Raw genomic sequence first — 12,950 nt, forward strand, 5'->3', positions numbered from 1 at the left:
CGCTTCAGGCCTTCGCCTGCTATGAATATCGGCCCGTTTAGCGCGCGGGAGACTTAAGCAGCGACCCTTGCAGTGTCAACGAGCGCACCGTCGCATGCAGTTGGCGCCGGACGCTTTTTAAGGATAGGGAGCCAGGGTGGACACAGTCTTTGGAGGGGCCATGACCGGTAGCAAGCAGGGCGGACGCAGGTTCGGCCTTTTGCCGCTCATCGCGGTCATCGCCATGAGTCTGGCCGTGGCCGCCTGCGGCCAGAACAAGGGCTCGGAAAAGCCGCCCGAAGCCGGCGACACCGCTGTCGCCCGCGTCGACGGCCGCACGGTCTGGGTTTCCGACGTCAAGCGCGAGGCCGTGGCCCAGGGGCTGATCGGCGAGGGCGAGCCGCTGGACCTGCAGTCGGACCTGTTCCGCCAGGTGCTGCAGGAGGTCATCGACCAGAAGCTGCTGGCCGCCGAGGCCATCAAGCGCAAGCTGGACAAGGACCCGCTGGCCCAGCAGCGGCTGGCGGCGGCGCGCGAGCGGATATTGTCCGACATGCTGGTCGAGGGCGTGGTCGAGAAGGCCGTGACCCAGAGCGCCATCAACGACCTCTACCAGGAGCAGCTGCGCCTGGCCCGCAACAGCGACGAGCTGAAGGCCCGCCAGATCGTGGTCGCCACCCAGGCCCAGGGCGAGGAGATCAAGAAGCTGCTGACCGCCGGCGCCAGTTTCGACGCCCTGGCCATGCAGCGCTCCAGCGACTCGGCCACCCGCTTCAACGGCGGCGACTTCGGCGGCTATTTCACCCTGGACGTCATGCCCGAGCCCTATCAGGTGGCCCTGAAGGAGGCCAAGGTCGGCGACCTGATCGGTCCCTTCGCGGTCGACGGCGGCTTCGCCCTGGTGCGGGTCGATGAGAAGCGCCAGGAGGATCCCATCACCCTGGACGCCGCCCGGCCGCAGATCGTGCGGTTCCTGACCTACGACAAGGTCCGCGACCTGCTCGAGCGCCTGCGCGCCGGGGCCAAGGTCGAGACCTTCCTGCCCAAGTCGCCCGAACTGCCGGGCGCCCCGCAGGAGCCGGCCTCGGCCCCGCCCAAGGATGTGCAGGACAAGGTCAACGCCCCGCCCGCCGCCGCCCCGCCGCCGGTCCCGGCGCCCGTGGCCAAGCCAACCCTGACTCCCGCCAAGCCCGCCCCTGCTCCCGCGAAGAAGAAATGAGCAAGCGTCCCCGCATCACCCCGGCCCAGGCGCTGGAAGCCGCCGTCAAGCAGCCCGCCGAGATGGTCGGGCAGGCGGTGGAGCGTGCGCTCGACCCGCTGGCCTCGATGCTCAAGCGGGCCGCGCTGAAGCGGGCCGAGCGGGACAGCGACCAGTTCAGCGACAAGCCGACCGAGACTCCCAAGGCCAAGTCGCCGGCCCCGGGCAAGCCGGGCCTCGCCGTCTCGCCGCTGGCCGTGAAGTTCCCCAGGCTGCCACCGATCGCCGGGGTGGAGATCGCCACCGGCCGGGCCGGCTTCTACAAGCATGCCCGCGAGGATGTCCTCCTGATGCGCTTCGCCGAGGGGACCACGGCGGCGGGGGTCTTCACCCGCCACGGCATCGGCTCGGCGCCGGTCGACTGGTGCAAGAAGCAGCTGGCCGCCTCCAAGGGTGAAGACATCCGCGCCCTGGTGGTCAACGCCGGTTGCGCCAACAGCTTCACCGGCCGGCCGGGCGCCGACGCCGTCCGCCGGGTGGCGACGGCGGTGGGCAAGCGCTTCGACTGCCGCCAGCGCGACGTGATGATGGCCTCGACCGGGGTGATCGGGGTGGTGCTGGACGACGGCAAGATCACCCACCGCCTGCCGGAGCTGGAACACCGGCTGGCCCAGGACGCCTGGCCGGCGGCGGCGGCGGCGATCATGACCACCGACACCTTCCCCAAGGGGGCGACGGCGGTGGCCGATATCGACGGCCACAAGGTGACGATCAACGGAATTGCCAAGGGCTCGGGGATGATCGCCCCGGACATGGCCACCATGCTGGCCTTCGTGGCCACCGACGCCACCATCGCCCCGGGCGCCCTGCAGACCCTGGTCAGCCTCTACACCCGCACCACCTTCAACGCCGTGACGGTCGATGGCGACCGCTCGACCAACGACACCCTTTTGCTGTTCGCCACCGGGGCGGCCGGCGCCCCGCGCATCCACCGCGCCGGCGACAAGCGGCTGGCCGACTTCCGCGAGAAGCTGGAAGGGGTGCTGCTGGATTTGGCCCTGCAGCTGGTCCGCGACGGCGAGGGGGCCACCAAGTTCGTCAAGATCAACGTCACCGGCGCCGAGAGCCACGCCTCGGCCCGCAAGATCGCCCGCACCATCGCCGAGAGCCCGCTGGTCAAGACCGCCTTCGCCGGCGAGGACGCCAACTGGGGCCGCATCGTCATGGCCGTGGGCCGGGCCGACGAGCCGGTGGCCCGCGAGCGAGTGACGGTGAAGTTCGGCAATCTGGTCGCCGCCCACGACGGCATGGTCGCCTCCAACTATTCGGAGGCCAAGATGAGCGCCTACATGAAGAAGCCGGAGCTGGAGGTCAGCGTCGATGTCGGCGTCGGCCGGGGCTCGGCGACCGTGTGGACCTGCGATCTGACCAAGCAGTATGTCGCCATCAACGGCGACTACCGCTCCTGATGATCAGGCGCACCGCCGGCGCTCTGATCGCCGGTCTTCTCGCCCTCTGGCCGGGCAGCCAGGCCAGCGCCCAGACCGGTCCCATCGTGCGCATCGACAGCGGCGTCCTGCGCGGCGTTCCGGGCCCGGGCGTTGTCAGCTTCAAGGGCATCGCTTACGCCGCCCCTCCGGTCGGGCGTCTGCGCTGGCGCCCGCCCCAGACCGCCAAGGCCTGGAAGGGCGTCAAGGCGGCCGACGCCTTTGGCCCCATCTGCTCGCAGAATTACAACCCGCAAGACAACGGCGTGGGCCCGCTGCCCGCCAGCGAAGACTGCCTGACCCTCAATGTCTGGACCCCGGGCCTGGCGGGGCCGCTTAAGCCGGTGATGGTCTGGATCCACGGCGGCGGCTTCGTCAACGGCTCGGCCAGCGCCCCGCTCTATGACGGCGCCGCCCTGGCCCGGCAGGGGGTGGTGGTGGTCACCCTCAACTATCGCCTCGGCTGGCTGGGCTTCTTCGCCCATCCCGCGATCAGCGCCGAACAGCCGGCCGGACCGCTGGCCAACTACGGCCTGATGGACCAGATCGCCGCCCTGCAATGGGTCCAGCGCAACATCACGGCCTTCGGAGGCGATCCCGACAATGTCACCCTGTTCGGCGAGTCGGCCGGCGGCATGTCGGTCAACAAGCTGATGACCTCGCCGCCCGCCCGGGGCCTCTTCCACAAGGCCATCGTGCAGTCGGGGCTTGGGCGCGAGTCGGCGCCGCGCCTGAAGGCGACCAACCGCGAGGGCTATCCGTCGGCCGAGGCGCAGGGCGAGGCCCTGGCGGCGCGGCTGGGCTATCCCAAGGCCACGGCGGCGCAGCTGCGCGGCATTCCGGTGGAGAAGATCCTGGCCACGGGCGATCCCTACCGCGTCTCCGGCTGGGGCCCGACCATCGACGGCCAGATCCTCACCGCCGATGTCGACGACGCCTTCCAGCAGGGACTGGAGATGCCGATTCCCTATCTGGTCGGCTCCAACAGCCTGGAATTCCCGCCGCCCGGAAGCGCCAACGCCGACCGGCAATGGGGGATCGCCAAGCTGCCGGCCTCCACTCGCGAGGCCATCGCCAAGGCTTATGGCGACGAGGAGGCCCTGCGTCTCAACCTGGTCAGCGACGTGCTCTTCACCGAGCCGGCCCGGCTGCTGGCAGGGCTGCACGCCGGCCGCGCCCAGACCTGGCTCTACCGCTTCTCGATGGTGTCGCCGGCGGCGCGGGGAATGTTCAGCGGCGCGCCGCACGCCTCCGAGCGGCAGTATGTCTTCCAGACCCTGGAGGCCTCGACCTGGCCGACCGGCGAGGACGACCGCATGGTCTCGCAGCTGATGAGCGCCTACTGGGTGGCCTTCGCCAAGACCGGCGATCCCAATGGCGGCGGACGTCTGGCCTGGCCGCTCTATCAGGCGGACGGCGGCCTGTTGCTCGACTTCACCGCCGACGGTCCCTGGGTTGGCCCCGCGCCCAACCCCACAAGACTGGACGCCATCGCCCTGGCCAGGGCAGCGCGTTAGTTCGCCGCCGCGTGGATGCCCTTCAGCGTCCGCAGCAGGTCCGCCGCCCCATCCAGCGGCAAACAGCTCAGCGGGTCGCACAGCGCCTTGTCCGGGTCGGGGTGGAATTCCAGGAACACCCCGTCCGCCCCGGCCGCCACCGCCGCCTTGGCGATCACCGAGACGCCGTCGCGGCGCCCACCCGTCGAAGCCCCGCCGGTGCGTGGGTCGGCGCCGGGGAGCTGCACCGCGTGGGTGGCGTCGATGGTGACGGGGGCGCCCAGCTTCTTCATTTCGCCGATGCCCAGCATGTCGACGATCAGGTTGTTGTAGCCGAAGCTGTTCCCCCGCTCGCAGAGGATGGTGAAGTCGCGGGCCCCGGCCGCCTCGGCGATCTTGTCGAGGATGTTCCTGCAGTCCCAGGGGGCCAGGAACTGGCCCTTCTTGACGTGTAGCAGGCCGCCGGCGGCATGGGTGGCGCGGGCGGCGGCGACCACCAGGTCGGTCTGGCGGCAGAGGAAGGCGGGGATCTGCACCAGGTCGGCCACGGCGGCGACCGGCTCGCATTCCTCCGGCGTGTGAATGTCGGTGGCGATGGGGACATCGACCCTGGACTTCACTTCGGCCAGGATGGCCAGGCCCTTCTCCAGGCCGGGCCCCCGATAGCTCTTGATCGAGGAGCGGTTGGCCTTGTCGTAGCTCGCCTTGAACACATAGGGCAGGCCTAGGTCGGCGCAGACCGCTTTGAGGTGACGGGCGGTCGATAGCGCCAGGTCCAGGTCCTCGATGACGTTAAGTCCAGCAATGACGACCAGCGGCTGTTGGTCGCCAATCGAGAGGTTCCAGCGCTTCAGGGTAAGGACGGTCATCAGCAACTCCAAACTGTAGCGCGCTCCATAGCAGAGGTTTGCGTTCTGTCGCGCCCCTGCTAGGTCCGGCGGATGAAGCCAATGCTCCTCGTCGCCGCCTGCGCCCTGGTCGATGTCGACGGCCGGGTGCTGATCTGCCAGCGGCCGCAGGGCAAGCAGCTGGCCGGGCTGTGGGAGTTTCCGGGCGGCAAGCTGGAACCCGGTGAAACCCCGGAAGAGTGCCTGATCCGCGAGCTGGATGAGGAGCTGGGGATCAAGGTGACGGAGGCCTGCCTGGCCCCGTTCGTATTTGCGTCCCACGGTTACGATTCATTTCACCTGCTCATGCCATTGTATCTGTGCAGGCGCTGGGACGGCTTCGTCACGGCGCGGGAACACGAGGCGCTCGCTTGGGTCAGACCCGATCAGCTCAGCGACTACCCCATGCCGCCGGCGGACCTGCCGCTGGTCGCCTATCTGCGCGATTTTCTCTGAAAAGCTTCTGGCGCGACGAGTCGGGAGCCACGGCCATCGAATACGGCCTGATCGCCAGCCTGATCTTCCTGGTCATCGTCACCTCGGTGACCGCCTTCGGCAACAAGACCACCGACATCATGGACCGCGTCAGCGCCGCCATCGCCGGCGCGATCAGCTAGCGGGCGACAAAGGTCCAGATAGGCCCCGTCCAGTGGATCCCGTCGCCCTGGATCTCCTCGATCTCTGAGACATTGCCTGCCGCCTTGATGGCCCTGGGCCAGAAGACGATGGCCCTGGCGTTGCGCTGGGCGATGGCGATCTCCCAGCGGCCGGGATAGCGGGCCAGGATCTCGTGCAGGGCCCAGTCGGCCAGGCCCCGTCCGCGGTGTTTCCGCGCCACGAAGAACTCGCCCATATTGCGCTCGACATGGCCGTCGTCGCGGTGGGAATGGCTGTTGATCAGCGCAAAGCCGGCGGGATGGCCATCGACCCGCAGGATCAGCGGGATGCGGCCTTCCTCGCTCCAGTAGCGGTCCAGATAGGGATAGGGTTCGAACCGCCCCGTCCCGTCCAGTTCGAAGCCCGTGGAGCCCGGCGGCTCCATTTCCGAGAAGTCGTAGATGTAGAACTGCATCAACCCCTCGAGCAGGGGCGCCTCTTCGGGCCTGGCCAGAGTCAGGGTGAAGGCGGCCTCAGCGGTCATTGTCGGGTTTTCCCGCCGCTTCCCCGGCGCTCTGTTCGATGCTGTTCAGGGCGTCGGCCAGCCGCATCCGGGCCGAGCCGGGCTTGAGCGGCTTCTGCTGGGTTTCGGCCGGCGCCCAGCCGGTGATGGTGATGATCTCGAAGGTGGCCGGGATGCGGCCGTCTGGGTCGGCGAACCGCTCGGCATAGAGTTCCATGGCCCGGACCAGCACGCCGCGGGTCAGGCCGCGGGGCGGCCGCTCCATCGGCACGGCGGTCTCGCCCATGGCTCTGAGGTCACGCAGCAGGGCCAGCGGGTCGGCATAGCGGACCGTCACCCGGTCCACATCGGCGACGGGCAGGGCGAACCCCGCCCGCTGCAGCAGGGCGGCGGCGTCGAAGGCGTCGGCGAAGGGCGAGACGCGCGGGCTGGCCCCGCCGGTCAGCTCGACCTCGGCGGCCAGCAGCGACTGGCGAAGCTCCGTCAGGGTGGCGCCGCCCAGGACCGCGCCGATGAACAGGCCATCGGGCTTCAGGGCCTGGCGAATCTGGATCAGGGCCCCGACCAGGTCATTGGTCCAGTGCAGGGCCAGGGTCGAGACGATCAGGTCCAGGCTGGCCGGGGCGAACGGCAGCCGCTCCTCGTCGACGACCAGCCGGGTCCCGGCGCGGCCGGCCAGCATGGCGCCCGAAAGGTCGGTCTCGATCAGCCAGTCGATCTTCTCGGCCGCGTCGCTGATCGCCAGGGCGCGGGCGAAGGCCCCGTCGCGGGCGCCCAGGTCGACGGCGCGCGGAAACCGCCGCATGATCGCCTCCAGCCGCACCACCGCGTCGTCCGCCGCCCGGCGCTTGAGGAAGCTGGCGGTGGCGTAGGCCTGAGCGGCGCGGTCGAGCCTTTGCCGGTGCAGGGCGCGGTCGAACAGGATGGGAGAAGCGATCATGGGCGCGGAGATAGGTCTCTGTTCGGTCGCCCGCAAACCTGATGCGGGGCCCCCAAAAATGGGGAAGCGGCGTTCGCCATACGCCGATAGTCTGATCGCCACCAACATGGGATGACTTCAGATGTCCAAGAAAATCGCAGCGACCCAGACTCTCGTCACGACTTTGGCGCTCTGCGCGACCATGGCCTTCGGCGGCGCCGCCCAGGCGGCCGGGTTCTCGGCCGGTTCGTCGGCCGACGTGGCCCGGGTGCTCCAGGCCGACGGCTTTACCGCCACGACCAAGGTCGAGGGCAACAAGCCCTATGTCGCGGCCACGACCAGCGACGGCACCAAGTTCGTGGTGGAATTCTACAAGTGCGACACCAGCAAGCTGAACTGCAAGGTCGCCATCTACACGGCCAACTGGACGGAAGAGCCGACCCTGGACCAGATCAACCGCTGGAACCGCTGGACCTTCGTCTGCCCGGTCTACGGCGCGGCGGACAAGAGCACCTCGGTGTGGATGGGCGTGATGGTCGACCCGTCGGACAACGCCCAGACCGTTGAATTGCAGCTGAAGACGTTCAATGGTTGTCTCTCGGACTTCCAGGCCTTCCTCACCAATCCGGAAGCCTTCCTGAAGGACAAGTAGGCGGCCATGCGAAGGGGGTCGGTTGAGCACGCAGACTGACCCCTCCTCAGCCCAGGCCCAAGCCCAGGTTCTGGCCCGGCGGATCGCCGGCGCCTCGGCGCGGCTGCTGGACCTGATCCTGCCGCAGACCACCCTGGCCGGCGCCCCCGCCCAGTCCGGCGGCCTGCCGGCCGGCGCCTGGCAGGGCATCGAGTTCCTGGCCGACCCAGTCTGCGACGGCTGCGGTTCGCCCTTTCCCTATGATCCAGGCCCGGCGGTCCGCTGTCCGGCCTGTATGGCCAGGCCGCGCGCCTTCGCCCGGGCCAGGGCCGCCTGCCTCTATGACGAGGCCAGCCGCGGGCCGATCCTGATGTTCAAGCATGGCGATCGCACCGACCTGGCGGTGCTGTTCAGCCGCTGGCTGGAGCGGGCGGCGGGCGAGCTGCTGGCCGAGGCGGATGCGGTGGTCCCGGTCCCGCTGCACCGCTGGCGCCTGCTGCGGCGGCGCTACAACCAGGCCGCCGAACTGGCCCGGCCGCTGGCCCGCCGCGCCGGCCTGGCCTATCTGCCCGACGTGCTGGTCCGCGAACGGGCCACCGACACCCAGGGCGGCAAGTCGGCGGTCGGGCGCCGCCGCAACGTCGCGGGAGCCTTCGATGTGCCCGATTCCAAACGCGCCCAGGTCGAGGGCCGGCGCATCCTGCTGATCGACGATGTGCTAACCACCGGGGCCACCGCCCACGGCTGCGCGCGGGCCCTGTTGGCGGCCGGGGCGGCCCAGGTCGACCTGGCGGTCATCGCCAAGGTGCGAGCCGCCACGGACACGACTATATAGGGCGGGAGACAGTTCGAGTCCGGAGCGCCCATGGCCCACGTCACCATCTATACCCGCCCGTTCTGCGGCTACTGCGCCCGGGCGGTCAACGTGCTCACCGACAAGGGCGCCGACTTCACCGAGATCGACGCCGGCATGGACCCGGCCAAGCGCAACGAGATGATGCAGCGCTCGGGCCGGGCGACCTTCCCGCAGATCTTCGTCGGGGATGAGCATATCGGCGGCTGCGACGACATGCTGGCCCTGGACCGGGCCGGCAAGCTCGACCCGATGCTGGCCGCATGACCCTGCGCGCCGGCCTGGTCCAGCTGCGGACTCCGACCGACCATGCGGAATCGCTGGCCCAGGCCGCGCCGCTGGTGCGCCGGGCCGCCGCCGAGGGCGCGCAGCTGATCTGCACGCCCGAGGGAACCAACGTCCTGCAGAAGGACCGCGCCAAGCTGATCCCGGCGCTGAAGAGCCAGGACGAGGACCCCGTGGTGCTGGGCCTGCGGGACCTCGCCGCTGAGCTGAAGGTCTGGCTGTCGATCGGCTCGGCCCTGGTGCGGCGCGCGGACGGCAAGGCGGCCAACCGCCAGATCCTGGTCTCGCCGGAGGGCGCGGTGGTGGCGACCTACGACAAGCTGCACATGTTCGATGTCGACCTGCCGACCGGGGAGAAGGCGCGGGAGTCGGAGCTCTACGAACCGGGCGACGAGGCCGTCGTGGTCGGCTGGCCCTTCGGGACCCTGGGCCTGACCATCTGCTACGACATGCGCTTTCCGGCCGTCTATCGCGCCCTGGCCATGGCCGGCGCCACGGTGATCACCGTGCCGGCCGCCTTCACCCGGCCCACGGGGCAGGCGCACTGGGAAATCCTGCTGCGGGCCCGGGCCATCGAGACCGGCAGCTTCATCCTGGCGGCGGCCCAGGGCGGCCAGCACGCCGACGGGCGCGGCACCTGGGGCCACAGCATCGCTATCGGGCCCTGGGGTGAGGTGCTGGGCCGCCTTGACCATGACGAACCGGACGTGTTGATGGCCGATCTCGACCTGGCCGCCGCCGAGCGGGCCCGGGCCGCCATCCCGGTGTTGCAGAACGCCCGCGCTTTCAGCGGACCCCGCATCTCATGATCAAATACGCCCTGACCTGCGACCATGAGCACAGCTTCGAGGGCTGGTTCGGGACGTCGGCCGAGTATGACGACCAGGTGGGACGCGGCCTGCTGGCCTGTCCGGTCTGCGACTCCATCAAGGTGCGCAAGCAGATCATGGCCCCGGCCGTGGCGGGGACCAAGAACCGCGGCCCCGGGTCCGAGGTCTCACCCCAGATGCGCGGCATGATGATGGAGGCCATGGGCAAGGTCCGGGCTCATGTCGAAGAGAATTTCGACTATGTCGGCGACGCCTTCGCCAAGGAGGCCCGCGACATCCACGAGGGCCGCTCCGAGGAGCGCGGCATCTATGGCGAGGCGACGCCTCTGGAGGTGAAGAAGCTGGTCGCCGACGGGGTGCCGGTCGCGCCGCTGCCGCCCGCGCCGCCGAAGAAGACCGAGGTCAACTAGACGGGCGCCCGCACGGTCATCATGTAGTTGATGTCGCTGTCGGCCGAGCGGCTCCACTGGCCGGTCAGCGGATTGAAGCTGACCCCGAACGGCCCCTCCAACTGGTAGGGCGTCCCGGCCAGAAAGGTTTCGATCTCTTCCGGCTTAAGGAACTGGTTCCAGTCGTGGGTGCCGGGGGGCAGCCAGCGCAGGATGTATTCTGCCCCGACCTTGGCCAGGGCCAGGGCCTTGAGGGTGCGGTTGAGGGTGGCCAGGATCATGAGGCCCCCCGGGGCCAGCAGGCTGGCGGTGGTGCGCAGGTACTCGCCGGGGTCGGCGACGTGTTCGATGACTTCCATGTTGAGGATGACGTCGAACGGTCCGGCCCCCTCGGCGGCCAGCTGCTCGGCCGTGCCGGCCCGGAAGTCGATGTCCAGGCCCTGGGCCGTGGCGTGGGTCGAAGCCACGGCGATGTTGCGCTCGGAGGCGTCGACGGCGGTGACGGTAAAGCCCAGCCGGCGCATCGGCTCGCTGAGCAGGCCGCCGCCGCAGCCGATGTCCAGCAGCTTCAGGCCGGTGAACGGCTGGCGGGCCGTCCCGTCGCGGCCGAACGCCTCCAGCACCTGCTCGCGGATGAAGCCCAGGCGGATGGGGTTGAAGACATGCAGCGGGCCGAACTTGCCCTTGGGGTCCCACCACTCTTCGGCGATGGCCGAAAAGCGGGCCACGTCGGCCGGATCGACGCTCCAGGTGGCGGTGGTGTCGCTCATCGGGGTCCTGCGCATTGCGGCGCCGCAAAACGGAAGCTAGAAGGCTGCGGCTTGCTGCGGAGATGGCCCCTGGGCGCGGTTCCGGCAAGGAATTTCCGCGGAGGGGGTTTGTGTCCCGACTGGTGATGAAATTCGGCGGCACCTCGGTGGCCGACCTGGAGCGCATCCGGCGCGTCGGACGGCTGGTGGCCGCCGAGGTCGAGGCCGGCCGCAAGGTCGCCGTCGTGGTCTCGGCCATGGCCGGCAAGACCAATGAGCTGGTCGCCTGGACCGACGGCGCGGGCGCGGCGGCCCAGGGCCTGCCCGACTCCGACGACGAATATGATGTGGTCGTCGCCAGCGGCGAGCAGGTGACGGCCGGCCTGCTGGCCATGACCCTGCGCAATATGGGCCTCAACGCCCGCTCCTGGATGGGCTGGCAGATCCCGATCGTCACCGACGAGGCCCATGGCCGGGCGCGGATCGAGGACGTGCGCGGCGCGGTGCTGGGCGAGGCCATGGATCGCGGCGAGATCGCCGTCATCGCCGGCTTCCAGGGCATCAGCCCCTCCGGAAGGATCACCACCCTGGGCCGGGGCGGCTCGGACACCAGCGCGGTGGCCATCGCCGCCGCCCTGGGCGCGCCCTGCGACATCTATACGGACGTGGACGGAGTCTACACCACCGATCCCCGTATCGAATCCCGCGCCCGCAAGCTGGCCAAGATCAGCTATGAAGAGATGCTGGAGATGGCGTCGCTGGGCGCCAAGGTGCTGCAGACCCGCAGCGTCGAACTGGCCATGTCGCAGCGGGTGCCGGTCCGGGTATTGTCGAGCTTTGTCGAACCGGGCGAAGCGCCGGGGCAGGGCACCATCGTCTGCGACGAGGAGGAGATCGTGGAAAAGCGCATCGTGAGCGGCGTGGCCTACAGCCGCGACGAGGCCAAGCTGACCCTGTTCGGCCTGCCCGACCATCCCGGCGTGTCGTCGCGGATCTTCGGGGCCCTGGCCGACGCCAACGTCAATGTCGACATGATCGTCCAGGCCCACGCCCGCACGGCCGACTCGGCCAACATGGAGTTCACCGTCGGCAAGCGCGACGCCAAGCGGGCTGAGGAGATCGTCAATTCCCTCAAGCACGAGATCGGCTTCGAGAGTGTCGCCCTGGACGAGGACGTCGCCAAGGTCTCGGTGGTCGGGGTCGGCATGCGCAGCCACTCGGGCGTCGCCAAGACCATGTTCAAGGCCCTGGCCGAGAAGGGCGTCAACATCCAGGTCATCTCGACCAGCGAAATCAAGATCAGCGTGCTGATCGACGCCGCCTACACCGAGTTGGCCGTCCGCGCCCTGCACGCCGCCTACGCGCTGGATCAGGTCTAGACCCAAACGAAAACGGCCCCGCCAGAGGCAGGGCCGCTTCCATTCAGCGAAACGCTGGAATGACTTAGTGAATCCAACTCAGCCGCATCGGGATGGTCCATTGCGGCTTGGCCAGCATCATGTCGGGCATCAGGCCCTCCGACATGTTGATGAGGCTGTCGTCGCCGAGGCCGGCGCCCGCGATGGTGTCGACGGGCAGCGGGATGGCGAAGGGTTCTTCGACCTTCAGCACCGACGGCAGGATGAGGGCGGAGCTGTTGTCTTCGTGACGGATCGGCTGCGAGGTTTCGACCGTGCCGGTCAGGCCGTCGGAGACCAGTTCGCTGGAGGGCGAGGAAACATCGATCATATGCTCGGCGCTGAGCACCGGCATCAGATTGTCCAGGGTCCAGTGGCCATTCAGGCCTTCGGACGAGAACAAATCCGGGGTCGGGCTATGGAAGCCGGAATCGACCCCCATCGAGCGCCCGAACGACACGCCCCAACTATTCAGAGAATGGTTGGAATCCCCGAAATGAAAATTCAGCAGATCGCCGTCCCACAACAGCATCGACTTGGCCCCTCACTGCGCCCAGGCGGACTCGGCCCAGGAACACATACCGACGTTAGCACAACAAATTCTAAAAGCGCCAGCCCCCGCGTGAGTGGAAATCGCCTGCAACCGCACTGATCCAATGTGGCGGCCAGCCGCCCCGTCCGGGCCGCGAAACAGGCGGAAGCGCAAGTTGACAACCACGCCGCGCGCTTG

The 12,950-nt window shown here is 69.0% G+C and carries 16 protein-coding genes; 11 read left to right on the forward strand and 5 right to left on the reverse strand.

Annotation, left to right across the window (positions count from 1 at the left end):
- The first annotated feature begins 160 nt into the window (after window positions 1–160).
- The 3 genes from QO010_RS11130 to QO010_RS11140 are packed head-to-tail and all read left to right on the forward strand — an operon-like array spanning window position 161 to window position 4,181.
- The gene (locus QO010_RS11130; protein WP_307349134.1) at window positions 161–1,198 is read left to right on the forward strand and encodes a peptidylprolyl isomerase; all 1,038 of its coding nucleotides are present in this window, start codon (window positions 161–163) and stop codon (window positions 1,196–1,198) included.
- Window positions 1,195–2,646, forward strand: coding sequence for a bifunctional glutamate N-acetyltransferase/amino-acid acetyltransferase ArgJ (argJ, locus tag QO010_RS11135; protein WP_370873742.1), 1,452 nt, complete (start codon window positions 1,195–1,197; stop codon window positions 2,644–2,646). The genes QO010_RS11130 and argJ overlap by 4 nt, the downstream gene beginning before the upstream one ends.
- Window positions 2,646–4,181 carry a carboxylesterase/lipase family protein gene (locus QO010_RS11140; RefSeq protein ID WP_307349135.1) on the forward strand — a complete coding sequence of 512 codons (1,536 nt, stop codon included), beginning with the start codon at window positions 2,646–2,648 and terminating at the stop codon, window positions 4,179–4,181. The genes argJ and QO010_RS11140 overlap by 1 nt, the downstream gene beginning before the upstream one ends.
- Here the strand turns inward: QO010_RS11140 and kdsA are convergent.
- Window positions 4,178–5,029, reverse strand: coding sequence for a 3-deoxy-8-phosphooctulonate synthase (kdsA, locus tag QO010_RS11145; protein ID WP_307349136.1), 852 nt, complete (start codon window positions 5,027–5,029; stop codon window positions 4,178–4,180). The two genes, QO010_RS11140 and kdsA, sit on opposite strands and share 4 nt — an antisense overlap.
- A gap of 72 nt (window positions 5,030–5,101) precedes the next feature.
- Here kdsA and QO010_RS11150 point away from each other — a divergent pair, with 72 nt between their 5' ends.
- Both QO010_RS11150 and QO010_RS11155 read left to right on the forward strand, forming a co-directional pair.
- Window positions 5,102–5,503 (forward strand): (deoxy)nucleoside triphosphate pyrophosphohydrolase, encoded by a 402-nt coding sequence (locus tag QO010_RS11150; RefSeq protein ID WP_307349138.1) that lies wholly within the window; start codon window positions 5,102–5,104, stop codon window positions 5,501–5,503.
- Window positions 5,419–5,664: a Flp family type IVb pilin gene (locus tag QO010_RS11155; protein WP_370873743.1), complete on the forward strand. Its 246-nt coding sequence runs from the start codon at window positions 5,419–5,421 to the stop codon at window positions 5,662–5,664. Before QO010_RS11150 ends, QO010_RS11155 begins: the two co-directional genes overlap by 85 nt.
- Here QO010_RS11155 and QO010_RS11160 read toward each other — a convergent pair.
- Window positions 5,661–6,188: a GNAT family N-acetyltransferase gene (locus tag QO010_RS11160; protein WP_307349141.1), complete on the reverse strand. Its 528-nt coding sequence runs from the start codon at window positions 6,186–6,188 to the stop codon at window positions 5,661–5,663. The genes QO010_RS11155 and QO010_RS11160 overlap by 4 nt on opposite strands.
- Window positions 6,178–7,107, reverse strand: a complete 930-nt coding sequence (locus tag QO010_RS11165; RefSeq protein WP_307349142.1) for a methyltransferase domain-containing protein — start codon at window positions 7,105–7,107, stop codon at window positions 6,178–6,180. The genes QO010_RS11160 and QO010_RS11165 overlap by 11 nt, the downstream gene beginning before the upstream one ends.
- A gap of 121 nt (window positions 7,108–7,228) precedes the next feature.
- On the opposite strand from QO010_RS11165, the gene QO010_RS11170 reads away from it, so the two are divergent.
- The 5 genes from QO010_RS11170 to QO010_RS11190 all read left to right on the forward strand — a co-directional run bounded on the left by QO010_RS11170 (window position 7,229) and on the right by QO010_RS11190 (window position 10,095).
- Window positions 7,229–7,738 (forward strand): type III secretion system chaperone family protein, encoded by a 510-nt coding sequence (locus QO010_RS11170; protein WP_307349145.1) that lies wholly within the window; start codon window positions 7,229–7,231, stop codon window positions 7,736–7,738.
- 70 nt (window positions 7,739–7,808) lie between these two features.
- Entirely contained in the window at window positions 7,809–8,552 is a 744-nt protein-coding gene (locus QO010_RS11175) for a ComF family protein (RefSeq protein ID WP_370873745.1), read from the forward strand.
- 30 nt (window positions 8,553–8,582) lie between these two features.
- Window positions 8,583–8,837 carry a glutaredoxin 3 gene (gene grxC, locus QO010_RS11180; RefSeq protein WP_307349147.1) on the forward strand — a complete coding sequence of 85 codons (255 nt, stop codon included), beginning with the start codon at window positions 8,583–8,585 and terminating at the stop codon, window positions 8,835–8,837.
- On the forward strand, window positions 8,834–9,664 hold the full coding sequence (locus tag QO010_RS11185; protein ID WP_307349149.1) for a carbon-nitrogen hydrolase family protein: 831 nt from the start codon (window positions 8,834–8,836) through the stop codon (window positions 9,662–9,664). Before grxC ends, QO010_RS11185 begins: the two co-directional genes overlap by 4 nt.
- Window positions 9,661–10,095: a DUF1178 family protein gene (locus QO010_RS11190; protein WP_307349151.1), complete on the forward strand. Its 435-nt coding sequence runs from the start codon at window positions 9,661–9,663 to the stop codon at window positions 10,093–10,095. Before QO010_RS11185 ends, QO010_RS11190 begins: the two co-directional genes overlap by 4 nt.
- Here the strand turns inward: QO010_RS11190 and ubiG are convergent.
- The gene (gene ubiG / locus QO010_RS11195) at window positions 10,092–10,844 is read right to left on the reverse strand and encodes a bifunctional 2-polyprenyl-6-hydroxyphenol methylase/3-demethylubiquinol 3-O-methyltransferase UbiG (protein ID WP_307349152.1); all 753 of its coding nucleotides are present in this window, start codon (window positions 10,842–10,844) and stop codon (window positions 10,092–10,094) included. The two genes, QO010_RS11190 and ubiG, sit on opposite strands and share 4 nt — an antisense overlap.
- Before the next feature lie 110 nt (window positions 10,845–10,954).
- On the opposite strand from ubiG, the gene QO010_RS11200 reads away from it, so the two are divergent.
- Window positions 10,955–12,202, forward strand: coding sequence for an aspartate kinase (locus tag QO010_RS11200; protein WP_307349154.1), 1,248 nt, complete (start codon window positions 10,955–10,957; stop codon window positions 12,200–12,202).
- Between the two features lie 64 nt (window positions 12,203–12,266).
- On the opposite strand, the gene QO010_RS11205 is transcribed toward QO010_RS11200, so the two are convergent.
- On the reverse strand, window positions 12,267–12,752 hold the full coding sequence (locus tag QO010_RS11205; protein ID WP_307349157.1) for a hypothetical protein: 486 nt from the start codon (window positions 12,750–12,752) through the stop codon (window positions 12,267–12,269).
- Window positions 12,753–12,950: the final 198 nt, after the last annotated feature.

It is taken from the genome of Caulobacter ginsengisoli, from assembly GCF_030814835.1.
GTDB classification, from domain to species: Bacteria; Pseudomonadota; Alphaproteobacteria; order Caulobacterales; family Caulobacteraceae; genus Caulobacter; species Caulobacter ginsengisoli.

Coding starts and splice junctions, on each gene's coding strand:
- grxC (WP_307349147.1), top strand. CDS start 8,583: ATGGCCCACGTCACCATCTATACCCGCCCGTTCTGCGGCTACTGCGCC.
- kdsA (WP_307349136.1), bottom strand. CDS start 5,029: ATGACCGTCCTTACCCTGAAGCGCTGGAACCTCTCGATTGGCGACCAA.
- QO010_RS11150 (WP_307349138.1), top strand. CDS start 5,102: ATGAAGCCAATGCTCCTCGTCGCCGCCTGCGCCCTGGTCGATGTCGAC.
- argJ (WP_370873742.1), top strand. CDS start 1,195: ATGAGCAAGCGTCCCCGCATCACCCCGGCCCAGGCGCTGGAAGCCGCC.
- QO010_RS11185 (WP_307349149.1), top strand. CDS start 8,834: ATGACCCTGCGCGCCGGCCTGGTCCAGCTGCGGACTCCGACCGACCAT.
- QO010_RS11130 (WP_307349134.1), top strand. CDS start 161: ATGACCGGTAGCAAGCAGGGCGGACGCAGGTTCGGCCTTTTGCCGCTC.
- QO010_RS11160 (WP_307349141.1), bottom strand. CDS start 6,188: ATGACCGCTGAGGCCGCCTTCACCCTGACTCTGGCCAGGCCCGAAGAG.
- QO010_RS11190 (WP_307349151.1), top strand. CDS start 9,661: ATGATCAAATACGCCCTGACCTGCGACCATGAGCACAGCTTCGAGGGC.
- QO010_RS11140 (WP_307349135.1), top strand. CDS start 2,646: ATGATCAGGCGCACCGCCGGCGCTCTGATCGCCGGTCTTCTCGCCCTC.
- QO010_RS11165 (WP_307349142.1), bottom strand. CDS start 7,107: ATGATCGCTTCTCCCATCCTGTTCGACCGCGCCCTGCACCGGCAAAGG.
- QO010_RS11205 (WP_307349157.1), bottom strand. CDS start 12,752: ATGCTGTTGTGGGACGGCGATCTGCTGAATTTTCATTTCGGGGATTCC.
- ubiG (WP_307349152.1), bottom strand. CDS start 10,844: ATGAGCGACACCACCGCCACCTGGAGCGTCGATCCGGCCGACGTGGCC.
- QO010_RS11170 (WP_307349145.1), top strand. CDS start 7,229: ATGTCCAAGAAAATCGCAGCGACCCAGACTCTCGTCACGACTTTGGCG.